Annotated in this window: 17 protein-coding genes and 1 tRNA gene; 6 read left to right on the top strand and 12 right to left on the bottom strand. The window is 61.4% G+C overall.

Annotation, left to right across the window (positions count from 1 at the left end; genetic code table 11):
* Positions 1-72 precede the first annotated feature (72 nt).
* From EFQ99_RS06720 to EFQ99_RS06710, 3 genes are all read left to right on the top strand, one after another.
* Positions 73-1,125 (top strand): type III polyketide synthase, encoded by a 1,053-nt coding sequence (locus EFQ99_RS06720; RefSeq protein WP_126920036.1) that lies wholly within the window; start codon positions 73-75, stop codon positions 1,123-1,125.
* The gene (locus EFQ99_RS06715) at positions 1,122-1,625 is read left to right on the top strand and encodes an isoprenylcysteine carboxyl methyltransferase family protein (RefSeq protein ID WP_126920034.1); all 504 of its coding nucleotides are present in this window, start codon (positions 1,122-1,124) and stop codon (positions 1,623-1,625) included. The genes EFQ99_RS06720 and EFQ99_RS06715 overlap by 4 nt, the downstream gene beginning before the upstream one ends.
* Before the next feature lie 75 nt (positions 1,626-1,700).
* Positions 1,701-2,948, top strand: coding sequence for an NAD(P)/FAD-dependent oxidoreductase (locus tag EFQ99_RS06710; RefSeq protein WP_126920032.1), 1,248 nt, complete (start codon positions 1,701-1,703; stop codon positions 2,946-2,948).
* Here the strand turns inward: EFQ99_RS06710 and EFQ99_RS06705 are convergent.
* From EFQ99_RS06705 to EFQ99_RS06670, 8 genes are all read right to left on the bottom strand, one after another.
* Positions 2,938-3,477 (bottom strand): gluconokinase, encoded by a 540-nt coding sequence (locus EFQ99_RS06705; RefSeq protein ID WP_126920030.1) that lies wholly within the window; start codon positions 3,475-3,477, stop codon positions 2,938-2,940. The genes EFQ99_RS06710 and EFQ99_RS06705 overlap by 11 nt on opposite strands.
* A gap of 28 nt (positions 3,478-3,505) precedes the next feature.
* Positions 3,506-4,459 carry a peptide ABC transporter ATP-binding protein gene (locus EFQ99_RS06700; RefSeq protein WP_126920028.1) on the bottom strand — a complete coding sequence of 318 codons (954 nt, stop codon included), beginning with the start codon at positions 4,457-4,459 and terminating at the stop codon, positions 3,506-3,508.
* Complete coding sequence (locus EFQ99_RS06695) at positions 4,456-5,472, bottom strand: ABC transporter ATP-binding protein (RefSeq protein WP_126920026.1); 1,017 nt, start codon at positions 5,470-5,472, stop codon at positions 4,456-4,458. The genes EFQ99_RS06700 and EFQ99_RS06695 overlap by 4 nt, the downstream gene beginning before the upstream one ends.
* A complete protein-coding gene (locus EFQ99_RS06690) occupies positions 5,472-6,362 on the bottom strand; it encodes an ABC transporter permease subunit (protein ID WP_126920024.1) in 891 nt (296 codons plus the stop codon). The genes EFQ99_RS06695 and EFQ99_RS06690 overlap by 1 nt, the downstream gene beginning before the upstream one ends.
* 9 nt (positions 6,363-6,371) lie before the next feature.
* Positions 6,372-7,376, bottom strand: coding sequence for an ABC transporter permease subunit (locus EFQ99_RS06685; protein WP_126920022.1), 1,005 nt, complete (start codon positions 7,374-7,376; stop codon positions 6,372-6,374).
* Positions 7,377-7,462: 86 nt separating this feature from the next.
* The gene (locus EFQ99_RS06680; protein WP_126920020.1) at positions 7,463-9,058 is read right to left on the bottom strand and encodes an ABC transporter substrate-binding protein; all 1,596 of its coding nucleotides are present in this window, start codon (positions 9,056-9,058) and stop codon (positions 7,463-7,465) included.
* Between the two features lie 339 nt (positions 9,059-9,397).
* On the bottom strand, positions 9,398-9,880 hold the full coding sequence (gene rirA / locus EFQ99_RS06675; protein WP_126920018.1) for an iron-responsive transcriptional regulator RirA: 483 nt from the start codon (positions 9,878-9,880) through the stop codon (positions 9,398-9,400).
* Between the two features lie 250 nt (positions 9,881-10,130).
* Positions 10,131-11,627: a CoA-acylating methylmalonate-semialdehyde dehydrogenase gene (locus tag EFQ99_RS06670; RefSeq protein WP_126920017.1), complete on the bottom strand. Its 1,497-nt coding sequence runs from the start codon at positions 11,625-11,627 to the stop codon at positions 10,131-10,133.
* 122 nt (positions 11,628-11,749) lie between these two features.
* Here EFQ99_RS06670 and EFQ99_RS06665 point away from each other — a divergent pair, with 122 nt between their 5' ends.
* Together EFQ99_RS06665 and EFQ99_RS06660 are read left to right on the top strand one after the other, a co-directional pair.
* Positions 11,750-12,064 (top strand): putative quinol monooxygenase, encoded by a 315-nt coding sequence (locus tag EFQ99_RS06665; RefSeq protein ID WP_126920016.1) that lies wholly within the window; start codon positions 11,750-11,752, stop codon positions 12,062-12,064.
* Positions 12,061-12,942 (top strand): LysR family transcriptional regulator, encoded by an 882-nt coding sequence (locus EFQ99_RS06660; RefSeq protein WP_126920015.1) that lies wholly within the window; start codon positions 12,061-12,063, stop codon positions 12,940-12,942. Before EFQ99_RS06665 ends, EFQ99_RS06660 begins: the two co-directional genes overlap by 4 nt.
* On the opposite strand, the gene EFQ99_RS34925 is transcribed toward EFQ99_RS06660, so the two are convergent.
* The 4 genes from EFQ99_RS34925 to EFQ99_RS06645 all read right to left on the bottom strand — a co-directional run bounded on the left by EFQ99_RS34925 (position 12,939) and on the right by EFQ99_RS06645 (position 14,335).
* Positions 12,939-13,100, bottom strand: a complete 162-nt coding sequence (locus EFQ99_RS34925; RefSeq protein ID WP_164736339.1) for a hypothetical protein — start codon at positions 13,098-13,100, stop codon at positions 12,939-12,941. The genes EFQ99_RS06660 and EFQ99_RS34925 overlap by 4 nt on opposite strands.
* 49 nt (positions 13,101-13,149) lie before the next feature.
* On the bottom strand, positions 13,150-13,587 hold the full coding sequence (locus tag EFQ99_RS06655; protein ID WP_126920014.1) for a DUF4174 domain-containing protein: 438 nt from the start codon (positions 13,585-13,587) through the stop codon (positions 13,150-13,152).
* A 92-nt stretch (positions 13,588-13,679) separates the two neighbouring features.
* Positions 13,680-13,756: transfer RNA gene (locus tag EFQ99_RS06650), tRNA-His, on the bottom strand.
* Between the two features lie 129 nt (positions 13,757-13,885).
* Positions 13,886-14,335 carry a phasin gene (locus EFQ99_RS06645; protein ID WP_126920013.1) on the bottom strand — a complete coding sequence of 150 codons (450 nt, stop codon included), beginning with the start codon at positions 14,333-14,335 and terminating at the stop codon, positions 13,886-13,888.
* A 213-nt stretch (positions 14,336-14,548) separates the two neighbouring features.
* On the opposite strand from EFQ99_RS06645, the gene EFQ99_RS06640 reads away from it, so the two are divergent.
* Positions 14,549-18,340 carry an ATP-binding protein gene (locus EFQ99_RS06640; RefSeq protein ID WP_126920012.1) on the top strand — a complete coding sequence of 1,264 codons (3,792 nt, stop codon included), beginning with the start codon at positions 14,549-14,551 and terminating at the stop codon, positions 18,338-18,340.
* Positions 18,341-18,510 lie beyond the last annotated feature (170 nt).

The following is an 18,510-nucleotide window of genomic DNA, read 5'->3' as shown; positions in this document are numbered from 1 at the left end:
AAGCATCTAAGCTGAATAATTTCGGCGTCCGCGTGTTTTCCTTCGTTCCGCCGGAGGGACAAGGAGAATTCTGTGACCAATACCGTAAAACTCGTCAGCCTCGCCGTCGCCGCACCCGAACATGTCATTTTCCAGAAACAAGCGGTCGAAGCGTCAGCCCGGCTGTTTGCCGACCGTTTCGAGGATTTCCGCCATCTTGCCCGCGTCTTCGATAGCGCCGGCATCGAAAAGCGCCATGCGGCGCGGCCGCTTGCCTGGTTCGACGAGCCACATGGCTGGCGGGACCGGATGCAGGCCTATGCAGAGGTAGCGGGCGGGCTCTTCGTCGAGAGCGCCAGCTCCGCCCTTCGTCAGGCGGGGCTTGAGGCCGGCGATGTCGACTGTGTCGTTACGGTCTCCTCCACCGGTTTCACGACGCCGAGCCTCGATGCGCAGCTTGCCCGCAGGATGGGTTTCAGGGCCGATATCGAGCGCGTGCCAGTCTTCGGGCTCGGATGCGCCGCCGGCGTGTCGGGTTTTGCGATCGCCGCGCGGCTCGCGCGAAGCCGGCCGGGCGCCGTCGTGCTGTTCGTCTCGATCGAGCTTTGCACGCTGGCCTTCCGGCTGGACGAGCTGACGCGGCCGAACATTATCGCGACCGCGCTTTTCGGCGACGGCGCCGCTGCCTGCGTGCTGCGATCAGGCGAAGATGGGCTGGCGGAGGTGGAGTCGACAGGCGAACATCTCTTTCCCGACACGCTCGATATCATGGGCTGGAAGATCGATGACGGCGGCTTCGGCATCGTACTGGCGCAATCGCTGCCGCCCTTTGCCGAACGGGAGCTCGGCCCGGCCGTTACGGCCATTCTGGCGCGAAACGGATTGAAAGTGGAGGATATCGGCCGCTTCATCTGCCATCCCGGCGGCATGAAGGTGCTGGCCGCGATGGAGAGCGCGCTGTCGCTGGTGCCGGGAACACTGGATCACGAGCGCGCCGTACTTGCCGAATACGGCAACATGTCCTCGCCGACCATTTTGTTCGTGCTGGAGCGGGCAATCCGCGCCGGATTGCCGGAGCGCGCCGCGATGATCGCCATGGGGCCAGGCTTTTCGGCAAGCTGCGTCACACTCCGGAGGGTCCCATGATGTGGCCCTCGATCGCGCTTCTGGCATTCGTAACGGCACAGCGGCTGGGTGAGCTCGTGCTCGCCCGGCGCAACACCGCCGCCCTTCTTGCCAGGGGCGCCAGAGAGGTCGCGCCGGAGCACTATCCCCTCATGGTGGCGCTGCATGCCGGTTGGATCGTCGGCCTGTGGCTGCTTGCAGCGGGAAGGCCGGTCGAGCTCTTCTGGTTTGCCCTGTTCATGGGGTTGCAGGCGTTGCGGCTCTGGGTGCTGGCGACGCTAAAAGGCCGCTGGACGACGCGTATCATCATTCTGCCCGGCGCGCCGCTCGTCAGATCAGGGCCCTATCGCCTGCTGCGGCATCCGAATTATGTGATCGTCATCGGCGAGATCGCCGCTCTTCCCCTCGCCTTCGGCCTGCCGCTTTACGGGGTCGTCTTTTCGCTTCTCAACGCCTGTGTTCTCCTCATCAGGGTAAAGGCCGAAAATGCCGCACTGGAAAGCGCAATGATTTTGAAATGAATGCGATTTTTCGTTTGCACCATACTATCGGCACAGGCATTTTCACGCCGATAAACAAAGCGGAACACAGGGGAAATGACCAAGAACGCAATCGTGCTCGGCGCCGGCATCGTCGGGGTTTCCACCGCCATCCATCTGCAGCGGCGCGGCCGGCAGGTAACGCTGATTGACCGCAAGGATCCAGGCAACGAAACCTCCTTCGGCAATGCCGGCCTGATCCAGCGGGAAGGTGTCGCGCCTTACGGCTTTCCCCAGCAGTTCGGACTTTTGCTGCGTTATGCGCTGAATAACCGCATCGACGCGCATTATCATCTGCGCACGCTGCCGAGCCAGATCGCTTTTCTCGCCCGCTACTGGTGGAACTCCAACGCGCGGCGCCATGCGATCATTACCCGCGCCTATGCGCCGCTGATCGAAAATTCGGTCGCCGAACACAAGGACCTGATCGAGGCATCGCAGGCGCAAGCGCTGATCCGCAAGGACGGCTGGATGAAGCTTTTCCGCACGCAGGCCAAGCGCGACCAGTCTCTTGCGGAGGCAGCACTCTGGCAGAATGAATTCGGGGTGGAGTATGACAGCCTCAGTGCGGCCGATATCGCCCGCATGGAACCTGATCTTACCAGTGATTTCGCCGGCGGCATCCACTGGCGCGACCCGTGGTCGGTGCTCGACCCGCATGCACTGACATCGGCTTACCGCCGCTATTTCGAAAGTCTCGGCGGCCGTTTCGTCACGGGGGATGCAGCCTCGCTCGGCCCGTTCGGCTCCGGCTGGAAGATCATGACTGGGGAAGGTCCGCTCGAAGCCGACGATGCGGTGATGGCGCTCGGCCCCTGGGCGGCCGTTGCAACGCGCCGGCTCGGCTATTCCTTCCCGCTCGGGGTCAAGCGCGGCTATCACATGCATTATGCCGCCGAGGGCAATGCCGTGCTCAACAACTGGATGCTCGATGCCGAACGCGGCTATCTCCTTGCGCCGATGAACCGCGGCATCCGCCTGACAACGGGGGCGGAGTTTGCAACACTTGATGCGCCGAAGACGCCGGTCCAGCTCGACCGGGCTGAAGCCGTTGCCCGCACCATCTTTCCACTCGGCAGGCGGCTCGATCCCGAACCCTGGATGGGCGCGCGCCCCTGCACGCCAGACATGATGCCTGTTATCGGCAAGGCGCCGCGCCATCAGGGCCTGTGGTTTGCCTTCGGCCATGCCCATCACGGGCTGACGCTCGGGCCGGTGACCGGCCGCGCGCTTGCCGAACTCATCACTGGCGAGACGCCGTTCATCGATATTGCGGCCTATTCGCCGCAGCGTTTCAAGCCGTAACGCCGAGAGCAATGAGACCCTGGAGGGCCGTCGCCGCAATGCCGTCCACCGTGTCGTCGATATCGACGGTGACGACGCCCGGCTCGCCTGTGGGCACCTCGAGCGTCGCCAACTGGCTTTCGAGCAGCGACACGGGCATGAAATGCCCTTTGCGCTCGCCCATCCGTTTCGTCAGCAGCGCCTTGGAGCCTTCGAGATAGACGAAGAACAGATTGCCGCCAACGGCCGCCCTCAGGCGGTCGCGATAGAGGCGCTTCAGCGCGGAGCAGGAAACGATGATGCCCTTGCTCTTTTCCAGCGAGGCCTTCATGACTTCGCCGATACGGTCGAGCCAGGGGATCCGGTCCTCATCGGTCAGCGGAATGCCCTTCGACATCTTCTCGACATTGGCGGTCGGGTGAAGCGCATCACCTTCGACGAAGGCCAGGTGCAAGGCTTCTGCGAGCTTTTCGCCAACCGAGGATTTGCCGCAACCGCTGACCCCCATGACGATGATCGCATGGAGTTTATTCATCCGCTCATCCGGCATGGTTTCTCCTCAGGCTTATCTTCCCCGCTCAGTCGAGCGGGAAGTGACAGGCATATTGTTGTGCGCCCTCTCCCCTTAGTTCGGGAGAAACCTGACGACAATGCTCCTGCGCCTTCCAGCAGCGCGGATTGAAGTGGCAGCCCGACGGCGGCTTCAGCGGCGAAGGCAGCTCTCCCTGCAGGCGGATGCGGTTCTTCGCGCGTTCGGGATCGGCGATCGGCGTCGCCGACAGCAAGGCTGCGGTATAGGGATGGCGCGGCCTGGCGAAGACCTCGGCTGCGGGACCGGTTTCGACGGGACGGCCGAGATACATCACCATCACCTCGTCGGCGATATGATGGACGACGGACAGGCCGTGCGAGATGAAGAGATAGGCAAGCCCCATCTCCTTCTGCAGGTCCATCAGCAGGTTCAGCACCTGCGCCTGGATCGAGAGATCAAGCGCCGAAACCGGTTCGTCCAGCACCAGCACTTTCGGCCGCAGCATCAGAGCGCGGGCAATCGCAATACGCTGGCGCTGGCCACCCGAAAACATATGAGGATAGCGGCCGTGATGTTCCGGACGCAGGCCGACGCGGGCCATCATCTCCTCCACCTTTCGGCGGCGGGCGGCGGCATCGAGATCGGTGTTGATCTTCAGCGGCTCTTCGAGGATGGAGCCGACTTTCTGGCGCGGGTTGAGCGAGCCGTAAGGATTCTGGAAGACGATCTGCACCTGGCTGCGCAGGCTGCGATCGCCGACATTGGCGGGCTTGCCGTCGATCAGCAATTGGCCTGCCGTCGGGTCTTCGATCATCGTGACCAGGCGGGCGAGTGTCGACTTGCCGCAGCCGGATTCACCGACGACGGCAAGCGTCTTGCCGGAATGGAGGCTGAAGCTGACGCCGTTGAGCGCCTTGACCGTCGCATCGGCTTTGAAGAGGCCGCGGTTGACAGTATAGAAGCGGGCGAGATCCCTGCCCTCGAGAACAGCGCCCGTCATACCAGGTCTCCTGCGGTTTGAACGGCCATGACACCGGGATGCCCGAGCGGTTTGCCATCCTTCAAAGGATAGTTGCACAGCGCCAGTCCGAGTTCCGGGCCTTGGCGGACGACGCCGCGATCGCATTCGACCGTCGCGTAGCCGCAGCGCGGCGCAAAAAGACAGCCTGTCGGGCGGCCGTGCTGGCCGGGAACGACGCCGGCGATCGAGGGAAGGCGGTGGCCGACTTCGGCGCGTTCCGGCAGGGCGGCGAGCAGAGCTGCCGTATAGGGGTGATGCGGATCGCGAAACAGCGCTCTCACCGGCTGTTCCTCGACCTTCTGGCCGGCATATTGCACCTGGACGCGTTCGGCGGTCTCGGCGACCACACCCATGTCATGGGTGATCAGCACCAGCGCCATGCCCTGCTCTTTCTGCAGGCGCACGAGCAGATCGAGGATCTGCGCCTGGATCGTCACATCGAGCGCCGTCGTCGGCTCGTCGGCAATCAGAAGCTTCGGATTGCAGGCGAGCGCCATGGCGATCATGACGCGCTGGCTCATGCCGCCCGACATCTGATGCGGGAAGTTCGATAGGCGATCTTCCGGCGCCGGGATACCGACGAGGTTCAGGAGTTCAATCGAGCGCTCACGGCGCTCCTTTCGATTGAGCCCCATATGGACGCGCAGCGTTTCGCCCAGCTGGAAACCGACCGTGAAGCACGGATTGAGGCTCGACATCGGCTCCTGGAAGATCATCGCAATGTCCTTGCCGACGATCCTGCGGCGCTGGCGGGCGGAAATGCCGCGCAGATCCTGACCATCGAACTGCATGCGGTCGGCGGTGATCTTCGCCGTCCAGGGCAGCAGGCCCATCAGAGCCAGCATGGCAACGGATTTACCCGAGCCGGATTCACCGACAACCGAAAGGATTTCGCCCTTGTCGCAGGTGAGCGATACGCCGTCGACGGCGCGGAAGAGACCGGATGACGTCTGGAATTCGACGGTCAGATTTTCAATTTCGAGAAGTGGCATCACGACCTCTTCAGCTTGGGGTCAAGCGCATCGCGCAGGCCGTCACCCATCAGGTTGATGGCAAGAACGGTGATGAGGATGGCAAGACCCGGAAATGTCACAACCCACCAGGCACGCGAGATGAACTCACGGGACTCGGCAAGCATCGTTCCCCATTCGGGTGTCGGCGGCTGGGCGCCCATGCCGAGGAAGCCGAGGGCGGCGGCATCGAGGATCGCCGCCGAGAAGGCGAGCGTTGCCTGAACGATCAGCGGCCCGAGACAGTTCGGCAGGATCGTCTTGAACATCAACCGGAAGGTGCCCGCACCGGCGACACGCGAGGCGATCACATATTCCTTCTCACGCTCTGAAATGACCGAGGCGCGCGTCAGTCGAACGAAATGCGGCTGGTTGACCAATGAAATCGCAATCATCGCGTTGGTAAGGCCAGGCCCCAGAACGGCGACGAGCACGAGAGCGAGCAGCAGCGACGGGAAGGCAAGGATGATGTCCATCAGGCGCATGATCGCGGTATCGACCTTGCCGCGGAAATATCCGGCGACGAGGCCGATCAGCACGCCTGAAATGACCGAAAGCGTGACGACGACGACGCCAATGAACAGCGAGAACCGCGCGCCGTAGATCAGGCGCGAGAGGATGTCGCGGCCGACGGCATCCGTTCCGAGCGGGAAGGAAGCGCTGCCGCCTTCCATCCAAGCCGGCACGGCGAGCAGCACCGCACGGTTCTGTTCATTGGGTTCATGCGGCGCAAAAAGCGGCGCGAAGACCGCGACGACAAGAATGATGACGAAAACAACGAGGCCGATGACGGCGCCCTTGTTGCGGGAGAAATAATGCCAGAACTCCGCAAGAGCGGATGGCTGGCCGGTTTTGACGGTGACCGTGCTCATGGACCGCTCCTAGTGACGAATACGCGGATTGATGAAGCCGTAGAGAACATCAACAATGAGGTTGACCATCATGATGACGCCGGCGATCAGGAGAAGGCCACCCTGGACCACAGCGTAGTCCCGCTTGAATACTGAATCCACCATCCATTTGCCGATGCCCGGCCAGGAAAAGATCGTCTCGGTGAGGATGGCGCCGGCAAGAAGAACGCCGATCTGCAGGCCAATCGTGGTGATGACTGGGATCATCGCATTGCGCAGCGCATGCACGCCGACGACGCGCAGCGGCTTCAAGCCTTTCGAGCGCGCTGTGCGGACATAGTCTTCGCCGAGAACCTCGAGCATTGCCGAGCGTGTCTGGCGTGCGATGACGGCGAGCGGAATGGTCGCCAGCACGATGGTCGGGAGAATGAGGTAGCTGACGGCCGAGGCGAATGCCCCTTTTTGGCCCGACAGCAGGCTGTCGATCAGCATGAAGCCGGTGACCGGCTTGAAGAAATACATCAGCGAGATGCGGCCCGAAACGGGCGTCCAGCCGAGATAGCCGGAGAAGAAGATGATGAGCAGCAGGCCCCACCAGAAAATCGGCATGGAATAACCGACGAGGGCAACTCCCATCACGCCCTGATCGAACCAGGTGCCACGCTTGACGGCAGCAAAGACGCCGGCGGGCACGCCAAGACAGACAGCGATGATGATGGCACAGAGCGAAAGCTCCAGCGTTGCCGGGAACAATGTGAAGAACTCGCCGAGAACCGGCCGCTTGGTGACGATCGAGGTGCCGAGATCGCCGTGCAGCACTTTTCCGAGATAATCGAAATACTGCACATACATCGGCCGGTCGAAACCGAGATCGTGCATGATCTGGGCGTGCCGTTCCGGCGCCATGACACGTTCACCCGACAGAAGCATGACGGGATCGCCGGGAAGCAGGCGGATGAACGAGAAGGCAATGAGGGAAACGCCGAGGAATGTCGGGATCAGCACCGCAAAGCGGCCGATGAAAAAACGCAACATGGCAGATGTCCAATAGTTTCCGGCGGTCAGGAGGACCTGACCGCCGGCTGCGCCCAGCTCTGCCGGGCATTCTTACATTATTCTTGTTATTCGGATACGTCGACGCCGTCGAAACGGTGAATGCCGAGCGGGTCCATGAAGAAGCCCGAGACCTTCTTGCTCATCGGAACGAAGACGAGCGAGTGGTCGAGCGTCGCCCAGGGGGCTTCCTTCTTGAAGATCAGCTGCGCCTGTTCATAGGCCTTGGTGCGCTCACCGACATCGGCCGTCAGCTTGGCCTTCGTCATCAGCGCGTCATAGTCCTTGTTGCACCACTGAGCGCGGTTGTTGCCGCCGACGGCATCGCAGCCGAGCAGCGTATCCATGAAATTGTCAGGGTCGCCGTTGTCGCCGGTCCAACCGAGGATGACGGCGCCGTCGCGCTTCACGTCGGAGGAGAGCTTCAGATATTCGGCCCATTCATGGGTGACGATCTCGACCTTGACACCGGCCTTGGCGAAATCCGCCTGCATCAGTTCGGCGGCGCGGCGGGCGTTCAGCATGTAGGGACGCGAAACCGGCATCGCCCAGATCTTCATGCTGAGATCCTTGACGCCGGCATCGGCAAGAGCCTTCTTGGCAGCATCGGGATCGTACTTGTCGTCCTGAACGGCGTCGTTATAGGACCACATCGTCGGCGGGATCGGGTTCTTGGCAACGGCTGCGGCACCCTGGAAGACGGCGTCGATGATCGCCTGCTTGTTGATCGCCATGTTCAGCGCGCGACGAACTTCCGGCTTGTCGAACGGAGCCATCTGGGTGTTGTAGGCGAGGAAGCCGACATTGAGGCCAGCCTGTTCCATCACCGTCAGATTGCCATCCTTTTTCAGTTCCGGCACATCGGCTGCATTCGGATAAGGGATCAGGTGGCATTCGCCGGCCTTCAGCTTCTGGGCGCGGACGGCGGCGTCAGAGGTGATGGCGAAAACCAGGTCGTCGATCTTTTCCTTGCCCTTGAAATAGGTTTCGTTGGCCTTGTAGCGGATGACGGCATCCGGCTGATAGGCGACGAAGGTGAAGGGGCCGGTGCCGAGCGGCTGCTGGTTGAGCTGCGCCATCTTGCCGTCGGCGGCAAGCTTGTCGGCATATTCCTTGGAGACGATCGAGGCGAAGTCCATGGCGAGGTCGGCGAGGAATGGCGCTTCCGGGTGGTTGAGCTTGAACTTGACGGTGAGGTCATCGACCTTTTCGATCGACTTGATCAGATCCGGGAAGCCCATGCCGGCCGCGTATTCGTAAGAACCGCCCTCGACATACTTGTTCCACGGATTGTCGGATTTCAGCTGACGCTCGAAGGAGAACACGACGTCGTCGGCGTTGAAATCGCGCGTCGGTGTGAAGAAGTCGGTGGTCTGATACTTGACGCCCGGATGAAGCTTGAAGGTGTATTCCGTGCCGTCGGCCGAAACGCTCCAGCTGTCGGCCAGGCCCGGCTCGATCTCAGTGCCGCCATGCTTGAATTCGACGAGGCGGCTATAGACCGTGCGCGACGACGCGTCGAAGGTCGTGCCTGCCGTGTAGAGGCTGGGGTCGAAGCCTTCCGGCGAGCCCTCGGAGCAATAGACAAGGGTCTTGGACCAGGCCGACGTCGCCATGACGGAAATCAGGGCCGTCGCTGCCAGGAGGACAGAGATCTTTTTCATAATATTTGTTTCCCGGTTGTTCTTTTTGATGTTTGGAGATCGTAGAATGACTTCTCGATCGACGGTTGATGGAACGATATTTATCTACTGAAAGCAACGGGCTACGCGGAAAATTTTTCCAGCTGGACAATTTTAGAAATTTTCAGTCAAAAACCCGCCCCAATTGGAAATATTCGCACAAAAAAGACCGGAATTTTGTCGCATTTGGTATAAAATCGCCGCCATCGCGACATGCAGGCGCCGTTTCCCCGCGGTTTTGGAGACCGGCGGCACGCCGCAAAAACAAAAACCGCGGCTGCCGGGGCAACCGCGGTTCAGATGAGTTTTCGGATCGTTTATTCAGGCGGCGGGGGCAACGATCGCGGGTTTGCGATATGGCTGCTCACCGGTGATTCCGAGAAGGAAATTGATCTGCGGACGCGCCTTGACGAGGTCGTCGATAGTATATTCCGACAGCACGCCGAAGAAAGCGTTCAGCGCCTTGCGCAGGGCCGAATTCAAACCACAGCTGTCGACCAGCGGGCATTCGACCATGCCGTCGTCCTCGAAGCATTCGGCCATGGCGAAACTGTCTTCCGTCACGCGCACGACGTCGAAAAGCGTGATCTCGGCCGCCGGTTTACCCAAGCGCACGCCGCCGTTGCGACCGCGCACGGTCTCGACCAGACCCGCCTTGTTCAACGGCTGGAGGATCTTGAAAAGAAAGAGCTCGGATACGCCATAGGCCTTGGCGATTTCCGGAATCCGGCTCAGGTGCCCATCATTGGCGGCACAATACATCAACATGCGAACCGCATAGTTCGTCTGCTTCGTCAACCGCATGCCGATCTCCTGACTCGTGCCTGTTCAGACCTATATAGGCGGTTTGGTAGTTTTGAACAATTCCAAAATATGAAATTTGCATTCAGCTTATGAGGCCATTTGCCGCGACGCCACTCGGCGCGCCAGAAACGGCAATCGCAGACCGGCGGTTCACCTGAAAGCCAGGCGGGCGGAAATCAACAGCATGAAAATCGAAGAAATCGGGGGCCAAGAGGCCCCCGAGAGATAACAGATCGGAATGTCGTGAAGATCACTTCATCGTCGGCATGACGAATTCCGCGCCGCTCTTGATGCCGGAGGGCCAGCGGGCAGTGACGGTCTTGGTCTTCGTCCAGAACTTGATCGAATCCGTGCCGTGCTGGTTGAGGTCGCCGAAGCTCGATGCCTTCCAGCCGCCGAAGGAGTGATAGGCGAGCGGAACCGGGATCGGAACGTTGATGCCGATCATGCCGATATTGATGCGCGAGGCGAAATCACGGGCGGCATCGCCGTCACGGGTGTAGATCGCAACACCATTGCCGTATTCGTGCTTCATCGGCAGCGACAGCGCTTCCTCGTAGTTCTGGGCGCGTACGACAGAGAGGACGGGTCCGAAGATCTCGGTCTTGTAGATATCCATCTCCGGCGTGACGTTATCGAACAGGCAGCCGCCGACGAAATAGCCGTCTTCATAGCCCTGGAGCTTGAAATCGCGGCCGTCGACGACGAGCTTGGCGCCCTCCTCGATGCCGCGATCGATGAGGCCGCGAACACGGGTGTAGGCATCCTTGGTGACGAGCGGGCCCATGTCGGCCTTCTCGTCGGTGTAGGGACCGATGCGCAGAGATTCGATCTTCGGCGTCAGTTTCTCGACGAGACGGTTGGCGGTTTCTTCACCGACCGGAACGGCAACCGAGATCGCCATGCAGCGCTCGCCGGCCGAACCGTAGCCTGCGCCCATCAGCGCGTTGACGGCCTGGTCAAGGTCCGCATCCGGCATGATGATCATGTGGTTCTTGGCGCCGCCGAAGCACTGGGCGCGCTTGCCGTTCATCGCCGCCGTTCCGTAGACGTAGCGGGCAATCGGCGTGGAACCGACGAAAGAGACGGCGCCGATATCCGGATCGGTGAGGATCGCGTCGACAGCACCCTTGTCGCCGTTGACGACGTTGAGAATGCCCGCCGGCAGGCCGGCCTCGATCATCAGTTCGGCGAGGCGGATCGGCAGGGAGGGATCACGCTCGGAGGGCTTCAGGATGAAGGCGTTGCCGCAGGCGATTGCCGGCGCAAACATCCACATCGGGATCATGCCGGGGAAGTTGAAAGGCGTGATGCCGGCGCCGATGCCGACCGGCTGGCGGATCGAATACATGTCGATCGCCGGACCCGCGCCCTCGGTGAACTCGCCCTTGGCAAGATGCGGGATGCCGCAGACGAATTCGCAGACTTCAAGGCCGCGGATGACATCGCCCTTGGCGTCCTCGATCGTCTTGCCGTGCTCCTTGGAGAGCATTTCGGCAAGCTCGTCCATGTGCGTGTTCAGGAGTTCGACGAACTTGAAGAAGACGCGGGCGCGGCGCTGCGGATTGGTGGCAGCCCATTTCGGCTGCGCGGCCTTGGCATTTTCGACTGCGGCGCGCAGTTCCTCGACGCTTGCAAGCGCCACGGTCGCCTGCACTTCGCCGGTTGCCGGATTGTAGACGTTGCTCACGCGGCCGCTGGTGCCGGCAACATGCTTGCCGCCGATGAAATGACCGATCTCACGCATGGGATGCTCCTCCTGTTTTTGGATGGCCCATAGTCGCACTTCAATTTGCACAAATCAATGCGCTGATATAAGCAACCATTGTGCGTAGATTGAAGTCTTTCGATAAAAAGGGACAATGATCGATGAGCGGAAAACTTGTCGTCAGAATGGCGGAGCTTGAGATCGAGCCGAGCATGCTCGAGAGCTATCGGACCCTTCTGGTCGAAGAGATCGAGGCATCCGTCGCGCGGGAAGAGGGCGTCCTCTCGCTGAATGCGGTTTGCCTTAAGGACAATCCGAGCAGCATTCGTATCCTCGAGGTCTACGCCAACAGGGAAGCTTACGAAGCCCATCTGAAAACGCCGCATTTTCTCAAATACAAGAACGAGACATCAGGCATGGTGACGTCGCTGACGCTCATCGACGTCGATCCGATCATGATGCGCGGCAAATCATGAACTGGGATGATGTCCGCATCTTCCTGGCTGTTGCCCGCACGGGACAGATCCTTGCCGCGTCGAAAAGGCTGGGACTTAACCACGCGACGCTCTCGCGTCGACTGACCTTGCTCGAAGAGGCGTTGAAGACCCGCCTTCTCGTCCGCCGGCCGACCGGCTGCGAGCTGACGGCGGAAGGCGAAGTATTTCTTGCTTCCGCGGAACGGATGGAAACGGAAATGCTCGCCGTGCAGGCCAATCTCGGCCACACCGATGCGGCAATTGCCGGAACGGTGCGCGTCGGCGCGCCCGACGGCTTCGGCGTTTCCTTTCTTGCACCTCGCATGGGCAGGCTGATCGAGCGCCATCCGGAACTGAAGATCCAGCTTGTGCCCGTGCCGCGCTCTTTCTCGCTCTCGCAGCGAGAGGCCGATATTGCCATCACGCTCGAGCGGCCAGAACAAGGCCGGCTCGTCTCCTCCAAGCTTACCGACTATACGCTCGGCCTCTATGCCTCGCGTGACTATCTGGCTTCACAGGGGGCACCCGCCGATATCGACGCACTCAAGGCGCATCGCCGCATCGGTTACGTCGAAGACCTGATCTTTACCGCATCGCTGAATTTCTCCAGCGCAGTGATGCGGAGCTGGAATGCAGGCTTCGAGATTTCGACCGCGATCGGGCAGACCGAGGCGGTCCGCACCGGCGCCGGCATCGGCATTCTGCACGATTACATCGCCCGGCAATATCCCGAACTCCAGCGCATCCTGCCGGAGGTTTCGATCCGGCGCGCCTACTGGACGACCTATCACGAAACGGCCCGCGACCTGCTGCGCGTCAGGAGCGTCGCCGACTTTCTTCAGGAACTCGTCAGCGCCGAACGTCACATCTTCCTTTAAGAGACGTGCTTGGGCGGCGCGTCGTTCTCATCGGGATTTGGAACCGGCGCTTCATCGGCAAGCCGGTCGGGGTCCGGCTCCTTGATCGGCGGCACCGGCTTCCAGCCGGGTGGGGGCATCGGCGGCTGATCGGGAATAGGTTCGTTGGGCACGGACATGACCGCCTCCCTTTCACTATATTCGTTCTGAGAGCGATGTTTGCCCGAGCTATTTGTCGGGCTTCAACGATTCGGCAGCGCGCACCGGCATGCTGTCGATGATGGCGAAGAGCTCGCCATTGGCGATCGGTTCGCTGGCCTTGAGCTTGACCGTGCCGTCCTTGCCGAGAAGGAAGGCAGCGAATTCGCCAGCCTCCGGCGCCTCCAGGTCGCGGCGGATCGCTTCGCCGTCGAGACCGTCAGCCGCGCCGAAGAGCGGTCGCACACTATCGCCCGACACCTTGAGCACCACCATGTCGCGCTCGTCGAGACCGGCCCGGTCGGCAAGCAGCTGATTTTCCTGGCGGGCGGCGCGGGCATTATCCTTGTCGGCAAAAAGGATGAAGACGCGGTTCTTCCATTGGAAGGCGGCAAGGCTTTCCGCCGGCGAATAGGCGCTGTTGGTCTCGTCGATCTTGGTCGCGCCGTAGAGAAGGGTTTTTGACATGCATATTCTCCCGTCAACTGGAGAACGGCCCGGCGCGACATGGGTTCCATCGAAACGATGGGAACCGAGTTTTCATTCAAGTGATGGGGAAATGGTACGGTTGGGGGGTCTCGAACCTCCGACCTCAGGTGCCACAAACCTGCGCTCTAACCAACTGAGCTACAACCGCATAAATCGCGCTTGGCGCGACGGGGGTCACATACGAGGACTTGGCGAGGAATTCAAGTCCCATTCATCGCCAATATACAAAAAGGCTGGACACGAGGTCCAGCCCTTTGTCTCTGAACGGTAAAACCGATCAGGCCTTCTTGAAGGAGGCCATCGCCTTTTCGGCGGCATCCTTGGAGGGCTTGGCAAGCTTTTCGGCAACCTGCTTGGTGGTTTCCTGGATCGACTTCGCCTGCTCGACGGCAAGCTCGGCCTGCTTGCGCAGGAAGGAGGTCTGCAGTTCGAAGAATTCGGCAGGGGACTTGACCCCGAGCAGCGCTTCCATGTGCGAGAGCGAGCTCTCGGCGTTGACGCGCAGAACGTCGATCGCCTTCAGGCCGAGTTCGACGGTGCCGGCCTGTGCGGTCTGGACGGTGGCTTCGAGCGTCTTGCCGGCTTCCTCGCCAGCCGTCTTCAGCTTGGCATAGGCATCCTTGGACCGCTGGGCGCCCTTTTCGGCGAAGTCACGGAAGGATTCCGCGAGCTTGGACGGGTCGAAAGAAGCGATTGAAAAAACGTCATCGGTCTTTATGGTAGCCATGGTCGCATTCCCTTGGGTTGAGGCAGTCGCTGCCTGTGATCATTGAATGACGTCTATATAGAATATCTAATTGTGCATTGCAACATTTTTTGTGCAGCGCACAAGTCGTTAACCTTTCCGGCCGAAAGCCACCCGCTGTTCTGGACCGGCTCGCGCCCTGCAGTTATTAATAAGCCGTTAATTTAAAGAGGCCGACAGCGACAAGGTTCGATCATGCCCGCAGTCCAATATCCGTTCATCGACATCGCCGTGCATGCGCGGGTGCGGGAACGCTTTTCACGCGGCGAGGCGATGGTGCTGTTTTCGGCCGATCTCACCCGTCTGCTCTGGGCAAACGGCGCGGGTGCGGAGCTTTTCGGCCATTCGGCGGTCTATGACCTGCTCGACCAGGGCGTCGACCGGGCCGACATCACCTTCCGCCAGCTGGAAACGGCCGCCCGCCAGCTTGCCGATATCGGCGACAGCCGTAACCTGATGATCCGCGTCGCCAAGGGCTTTCAGCGTGTGCAGGTGCAGGCGGCAGCCGAGCTGATCCGGCTCTCCCAGGGCGAGAAGGCCATCCTGTTTTCGGTGCCGGTCTCGGCAAAACCGCTTGCGGCCGGCGCGTCGGCCGCCCAGATGCTGCAGGGGTTGGACGATCCCGATACACATATGGCCGTCATCGGCGCCAATGGCGAAGTCATCGCCGCCTCGCCGGGCTTTGCCTCGCTTGGTATTTCCGGTGAGACCGCAAAGACGTTGATCAATCTTGCCGGCGCACATCCCGACCGGTTGGTGAAGCGGCCCGTCGCCACCGGCAGAGGCTATCTTCCGGCTGCGGTCGGCAAGCTCAGCGACGAACCGGCGCTCAATCTGCTCTTTGCCGTCGAAACCGTGCTCGGCCATCTCGACCCGATCGATGCGCCCGCGCACGAAACCCACGAAACAGAACGCCCAGCGCCCGCCGAGGCGCTCCAGGACGAACCCGTCGCCGCGACAGGCTACACCGACATCATCGACGCGGTTTCCGGGATCGAAGAGGTCGAGGAGACGCTCGAGGAAATCGCCGGTCAAAGTGAACATCCGTCCGAGACCGCTGCAGCATCCGCCGACGAAGCAATGGACGGGATACAGCCTGAGGGGTACGAGGAGCCACAGAGCGACAGCGGCGTAAGCGACGGCAGTGCGAATGAGGTCCATGAACCGGCCGCGATCATCGAGGAAGCCGTAGCCTCCGATCCGGAGCCGGTGGACGCGGCCGAAATCGCGGAACCGCCGGCCGACGCAACCGAGACATATATTGAAGAAGCACCGGAAACGGCCTTCGAAGAGCCCACCATAACAACGCCGGCAGCTCCCGCAGCCGCCCCTGCCCCGCAGCTCGCGGCTGAGCCCGGCTTCGTCTTCAGGCCGAACAGCCGCGCCACGCGCTTCGTCTGGAAGATCGACGCCGAGGGCCGGTTCAACGAGGTCAGCCACGAATTTGCCGAGGCCGTCGGTCCGCACGCATCCGACATCATCGGCTCCGCCTTCAGCGATATCGCCGCCCTCTTCAACCTCGACCCGGATGGCAAACTTGCCGAAGCGCTCGCCCGCCGCGACACATGGTCGGGCAAGACGATTCTCTGGCCCGTCGAAGGCACCAGCCTCGTCGTTCCGGTCGATCTCGCAGCACTGCCGACCTACACCCGCAATCGCGACTTTGACGGTTTCCGCGGCTTCGGCGTCGTGCGGCTTTCCGATGCGCAGGAAGATCCGCTGGCGCTCGGCCTGACACTCGGCCCGGATGGCGTCGGCCATGATGCGGCAATCCTCGGCCCGATAGCGGAAATCACGCATGACGTGGAAGCTGCGCCCGAAGAGCCGCCAGCCGAAACCACCGCAGCGGAAGAGATCGACGACCAGGCACTCGCCGCAGCTGAGCCGGAGACCGAAGAGCCGGTAGCGGACGAGACTGCCGCCGAAGAAGCCGCCTTCGAAAATGCCGGGGAGGAACCGGCAATCAATGCTGATGCCGACGACGCATCTGCCGCCGAGCCGGTCGTCAATCCTCCAGAAGAGCCGCCTGCGCTCCGCATTTCGGAAACGCCCAATCGCCGTTTCACCGACAAGATCGTTCAACTTCACAACACCGGCGCCGGATTGACGGCCGCCGAGCAGGCCAATTTCCGCGAGATCGCCAAGCGTCTCGAAGCCTTCGGCACGCGCAAGGAAGAGCCCGCCGCTCCAGCCGCTGAAGAAAACACCACGGAGCCGGCCGGTTTCGAGGAGGCCTCCGCAACCGAGGAATCTCCGTCCGAAGCGGCCATTTCCGACAAAAGCGAGACGCCCTTCGTCGAGGAGACGGCGCCGCAGGAGGCGATCTTCGAGAATGCCGTCGAGGCTAAGCGCCACGACGATGTCGAAGAGCCGGCTGTTGTCGCCGATGACGAAGCGACGGAAGGACTTGAGGAGACGGTCAGCCAGATCGAGGTTCTCACAAGCTTCATTCCGCCGCGCGTCAAGATGACCGACGGTCTTTCTGTGGGAACGGTCGACCAGTTGCCCGTCGCCGTGCTCATCCACATCGGTGATGCGCTGATCCATGCCAATCCCGAATTCATGCGGCTGACCGGCTATGCTTCGCTCGACGCGCTGCGCGAAGTGGGCGGCATCGAAGCCCTGCTGCAGCGCCGCGAGCTTGAGGAAAAGGCGGCCGGCTCTAGCACCATGATGCTCGTCAAGGCCGATGATAGGCTGGTGCCGGTGACCGCGCGGCTGCAATCGGTGCGCTGGGAAGACGCCAATGCCCTAATGCTGGCGCTGATGCCTGTCGAAGGCAAGGAAGTCAGCCGCGGCGAAGCAAGCCGTTCCGAGGGCCGATCCGAAGCGCGTCCCGAGCGGATGGTCGAGAAGGTCGCCAAACTTCAGGTCGAAGTTGAGGAATTGCGCTCGATCCTGGAAACGGCGACCGACGGCGTCGTCGTCATCGGCACGGAAGGCGATATCCGCTCGATGAACCGCTCCGCCAGCGCGCTATTCAATTATGACGAACAGGAAACGCGCGGCAAACCCTTCGTCATGCTGTTTGCCCATGAGAGCCAGAAGGCGGTGATCGACTATCTGAACGGCCTCTCGGGCCATGGCGTGGCAAGCGTGCTGAACGACGGGCGTGAAGTGATCGGCCGCGAGGCCAGCGGCGGCTTCGTGCCGCTGTTCATGACGATGGGCCAGCTCACCTCCTCCAACGGCTATTGCGCCGTCATCCGCGACATCACCCAGTGGAAGCGCACCGAGGACGAGTTGCGCAACGCCAAGGGCGCGGCCGAAACCGCCAACGCCCACAAGACCGATTTCCTCGCCCGCGTCAGCCATGAGATCCGCACGCCGCTCAACGCCATTATCGGCTTTTCCGACATGATGGCGGGCGAACGCTTCGGGCCGATCGGCCATCCCCGTTACATCGAATATGCCAACGACATCGGCCGCTCCGGCCGGCACGTCCTCGATATCGTCAACGACCTGCTCGACATTTCAAAGATCGAGGCGGGCGAGATGGACCTCGATTTTGCCGCCGTCGGGCTCAACGAGGCGGTCTCGGAAGCCGTCGCACTGGTGCAGCCGCAGGCGAACGGCCAGCGCGTCATCATTCGCACGGCGCTGTCGCATTCGGTGCCCGATGTCGTGGCGGACCTGCGCTCGATCAAGCAGATCGCCCTCAACATCCTGTCGAACGCCATCCGCTTCACCCCGTCGGGCGGGCAGATCGTCGTTTCCACCTCCTATGAGACGAATGGCAGCGTCGTTTTGAGGGTCCGCGATACCGGCGTCGGCATGACGCGCAGCGAACTCGACCAGGCGATGAAGCCGTTCCGGCAGGTCTCCTCGACCCAATCGCGCCATCGCGGCGACGGCACCGGCCTCGGCCTGCCGCTGACCAAGGCGATGGTGGATGCCAACCGGGCGACCTTCTCGATCAATTCGGCGCCGAACGAAGGCACACTCGTCGAGATCACCTTCCCGTCGCAGCGCGTGCTGGCCGGCTGATCGCTGGAATTCTTTGTTTTCACGCATTTCCGGACGCAAAACCGCCGTGCGCTTTTGCGGGAATTGCTCTGCGAAAAGAAAGTGGCCACCATAAAGAAAAGGCAGCCAGGAGGCTGCCTTGAAAATTTGTGCTGTTCAACAAAAGCTCAGTCGATCAACGTCATGTTGTA

This window comes from Rhizobium vallis (genome assembly GCF_003985155.1).
In the GTDB taxonomy this organism is placed as follows: Bacteria; Pseudomonadota; Alphaproteobacteria; order Rhizobiales; family Rhizobiaceae; genus Rhizobium; species Rhizobium vallis.
The sequence above is the reverse complement of the archived record's forward strand: the minus strand, read 5'-3'. Positions and strand labels throughout refer to the sequence as shown.